The sequence below is a fragment of the Nocardia sp. NPDC060220 genome, from assembly GCF_042727815.1.
Lineage (GTDB): Bacteria > Actinomycetota > Actinomycetes > Mycobacteriales > Mycobacteriaceae > Nocardia.
In genome coordinates this window covers 1-4235 of sequence record NZ_JBHWZY010000616.1, presented here as the reverse complement: position 1 = coordinate 4235, position 4235 = coordinate 1, and the positions used below count along the sequence as shown (strand labels likewise).

Below are 4235 nucleotides of genomic sequence, written 5' to 3'. Positions count from 1 at the left end.
CCTCACCCGCAAGAGCCTCGACACCATCGTCCCCGCCGTCGCGAAATTCACCCCCACCCCCAGCACCGAACTGATGACCCTGCAGCGCGATCGCGACGGCATGCTCGGCCGCACCGCACCCCGCCCCCGCGAGGATTCCTGGATCAACCCACCCGGCGTCTACGCGGGCCGCACCGCCCGCCACTTCCTCTCCGACCTGGTGAGCGCTGCGAAGATGATCGACGACTACGGCATCGACCTCTACGCCAACGACGGCGCCGAGGTCTACCGCGCCCGCGACATCGCCGGCGCCCAGGGTGTCCGCGACGAGCTCGGCGGCGTCACCCGCAAATTCACCGCCTCCGCCGCACCGAAGAACCTGCCGAGCGCCCAGTGCAAGGAATACATCGGCAGGAAACAACGGATCGCGATCCGCTTCTATTGCGCGGTGTCCTACGACCGCTACGCCGCCTACGTCTGGTCGAACCAGCTCCTCGACGCCCAGCAGCGGATCTCGGCCCAGTACGCATTGTTGGTGAACGCGAAATGACAATCCGATACGCCGTGCTGGCCGCCGCGCTGGCCACCGTCCTGACCGCGTGCGGCTCCACCCTGTCCGGGCAGGCGCTGCCGGCCGAGATGGATGTTCGCACCCTCGACGTCGGCTCGTACCCGACCGAGCCGGTCAACGCCCACGACGACGACCCGGTCCCACCGTTCTACGAGATGTACGAGGTAGCGGCGATGCGGATCGCCGACTATGTGATCAACTCCCGCGACGTCGACGCCCAGATGACCTACGGCAAACGCGCGACCACCGTCTCCGCCGGCGTGATGCCCTCCGCGCTCGGCGACGAGCCGGCGATGTCGGCGATCGCCAAGAAGTACAAGATGCTCTACGGCTTCGAATCCAATGGCGCCGCCAAGGATTCGCGGGTCGAAACCTACGGTGACTGGCCGACGAAGAAGGCCGACAACAGGCTCACCGCCACCACCATGGTCCTGCAGTTCCCCGACGCGGACCGCGCGACCGCCGCCGCGAAAGAGTTCTACGACACCGACTTCGCCATGAAGGAAGGCCGCAACCAACCCGTTGCCATCCCCGGACACCCTGCGGCCCTGTCGCATTGGCGTCCCGACTCACCCTTCCTGCGCACCGTGCTCCCCCACGGCCCGTACGTGATCGCCTTCCTGCTCTCGGTGCCGACCCCCGACCAGCAAGCGCTCACCACCCTCGCCGCGAACGCCCTCACCGAGCAGATCGAGGCACTCGCCGAAACCACGCCGCTCACCGACGAAGAGGTCATGGCGCTGCCGTGGGACCCCGACCACCTGCTGATGCGCACCCTCAACCCTGACCAGCTGGCCAACCCCGAGGGCTCCGGCTACTACGTGGTCACCGGCAAACACGGCATCCTGCATTACGCGGGCGACCAGCTCCCCACCGATCGCCACTTCATCGACGAGCAGCTCACCAAGATGAGCGCCCAGCAGGTGGCCCTGTCCTGGGGCTCGATCGCCGTGCGCACTCCCGACGAGCAGACCGCCCGCCGCGCGGTCACCGAGAAGATGTTCCTCTGGCAGGTAGAAACCGAAGCCGCCAACCCACCCAACCTCCCCGACACCGCCTGCGTGGAGAACAAACGCACCGGCGCGGCGAAACGCTTCAGCTGCATCCTCGCCTACAACGAATACGTCGGAATAGTCAGCGGCAACCAGCTTTTGGATGCCCATCAACGTGCGGCCGCGCAATATGCACTATTCGCCAACAGCCGATAATCCCACACCGGCCGACCCCTACGGAGTCCTATATGCTCCAGCCGGGAAAGCGGCAGTGTGCGGCATTGAGTCAGGAGATCGTAAAAGATGGTGATGAGCCACGGCACCATCGTCGGCGGGTACCGCGTGCAGCGGGTACTCGGTGCCGGCGGCATGGGCACGGTTTACCTGGCCAAACATCCCAGCCTGCCGCGGATGGACGCCCTGAAGGTGCTCAGCGCCGAACTCAGCCGCGACCCCGAGTTCCGTGCCCGCTTCGAGCGCGAGGCCAATCTCGCCGCCGGCCTCGACCACAACAACATCGTCTCGGTCTACAACCGCGGTGAAGAGCACGGCCAGCTGTGGATCGCCATGCAGTACGTGGACGGCACCGACGCCGCTGCCGAACTGGCCCGCGACCCGCACTCAATGACGCCGCTGCGCGCCCTTCGCATCACCAGCGAGGTGGGCAAGGGCCTGGACTACGCCCACCGCCGCGGCCTGCTGCACCGCGACGTCAAGCCCGCCAACTTCCTGCTGTCGAGCAGCGACGGCGAAGAGGAACGCGTCCTGCTCACCGACTTCGGTGTCGCGAAGTCCACCGACGACGCCACCGAACTCACTCAGACCGGCAGCTTCCTCGCCACCATCGCCTACGCCCCGCCGGAACAACTCAGCGGCGCCGTCCTCGACCACCGCGCCGACATCTACAGCCTCGCCTGCGCCTTCTACAAACTCCTGACCGGCCAAAACCCTTATCCCGCAGCCCAACCCGCCATGGTCATGATGGGCCACCTCCACGAGCCCCCACCCCAGGCAACCCGAGTCCGCCCCGGCCTCCCCCACGCCATCGACCACGTCTTCGCCCGCGCGATGGCCAAAAACCCCGCCGAACGTTTCGCCACCTGCCGCGAATTCACCGATGCCGCATCGAACGCGCTGACCCCGGGCTTCAACCCCACCGGCCACAACACTTCACCGACTTACCCGATCCAGGTGATGCCGCCCCGCGAGCACACCGATCCGCGGGCCGCGGTATCGCTGCACGGACTCACAGCATCCACACCGACCGCTCCCAGCAAGACCAAGCGCGCGGTAGTGATCGGCGCAGCAATCGCGCTCGTCGTCGGAATCGGCACCGGAGTCGGCATTTGGGCCGCGGGCGGATCCGACCCAACGCCCGGCACCACCACCAGCACATCGGCCTCTGCCCTGCCGCCGATCGAGCAGGAGCGCAAGGACAATCCGCAGTTCGCAGGTAAGACTGTCACGCTCCTCAATGTCACGCAGCAACCGAACAAATTCGGAATCTATTTTACCGGCAGCCCGCAGACACAGTTTTTGGAAAAACTCGGTTTCGTCTACAACTTCAAGTACACAAATACCGAAGGGATTCCGTCACCCAAAGAGGTCTCGGACAGCTCGAGTGCGCTCGAAGCACCTGACGACAGCTACGTCATCGTGCTCCGTAGCGACGAGAAGGCCGGTGGCGGTGGGCTTCTCGGTCTCCCGTACGGAATAACCAGCTCACGCGCAATTGTCGTCCCTATCGATGATCCCAGCACGGTATCCGCCATGCGGAATTGGTCATCCGAATCCGAGGCACTGATGATCAGCAAGCTGGTTCCTGTCCTCAAATCAAAGATTAGATAGAGAAATTCGAAAAACTACCAACGGGGGGACGCTTTGCGTTCTGAATTGACATCACCAAATGCATCAAGAAAACGAGCGTACAGAGCGGCATTAAGCGCGACAGTTTCTATCGCATGCCTGTTGGCGACAGGCTGCGGGGGCGAAGCAAGCCCGGCCGGCCCGGTGGCCGCTCCAGAGGTACAGGTCGACCTGAGTAAGCTCGAAATGGGAAACTACCCGAGCAAACCGACCCCCTTGGGAATGGCTGAAACCGACGACGAGGCAGCACTGGTCGAAGCGCGACGCATTGCCGAGGCCATGCCCCTGCCTACAGAGATCGACCCAGCGCTGAATTTCACAAACCGATTCAACCAGAGTCGTACGTTCACAGATGTATCGCACTACCCATTGTCACGGGATCTGCTCATGAGCCGCGAAGATTTCAATACCTTCGCACCTGGGTTCATATCCGGCTATTACAGCGAGGGGCGATCTGACTTCAATGGAAATCTCTCCTGGACATTGAACAACTATGCCCTTCTGTTTACTGACGCCGAGACGGCCAAAAATGCCGTACCATCCTTGGGCGCCAAGCACCAGGAAATTCTCGGGGCAAACTACCAAGGCACCCGGCTATCGCGATTTCCTGAAGCTCATGCCGTGTGGACCTCACGATACGATGCAATCTACGTGTGGCATTCAGTAGGTCAATTCTTGGTACTGACCGTTGTCAGAGACAATCTCAGTGATCAGATCGGAACCGACGACCTACCCGGGATGCAGTCCAAGGCAGAGAAGGTCATCGCGGCTATCCAGCCCAGTTTGTCGAAATTCACACCGACTCCGCGCGATAAATGGAGCACGCT

Annotated in this window: 3 protein-coding genes and 1 pseudogene; all 4 read left to right on the top strand. The window is 63.1% G+C overall.

Annotated elements, in window-relative coordinates; genetic code table 11:
* Window positions 1–529: pseudogene (locus tag ACFWF3_RS26375) on the top strand (hypothetical protein); the annotation flags it as partial.
* On the top strand, window positions 526–1758 hold the full coding sequence (locus ACFWF3_RS26370; protein ID WP_379316015.1) for a hypothetical protein: 1233 nt from the start codon (window positions 526–528) through the stop codon (window positions 1756–1758). The pseudogene ACFWF3_RS26375 and the gene ACFWF3_RS26370, both read left to right, overlap by 4 nt.
* Window positions 1759–1845: 87 nt before the next feature.
* Window positions 1846–3390 (top strand): serine/threonine protein kinase, encoded by a 1545-nt coding sequence (locus ACFWF3_RS26365; RefSeq protein WP_379316013.1) that lies wholly within the window; start codon window positions 1846–1848, stop codon window positions 3388–3390.
* Window positions 3391–3630: 240 nt separating this feature from the next.
* A partial coding sequence (locus tag ACFWF3_RS26360) for a hypothetical protein (RefSeq protein ID WP_379316011.1) occupies window positions 3631–4235 on the top strand: 605 nt, incomplete at its 3' end.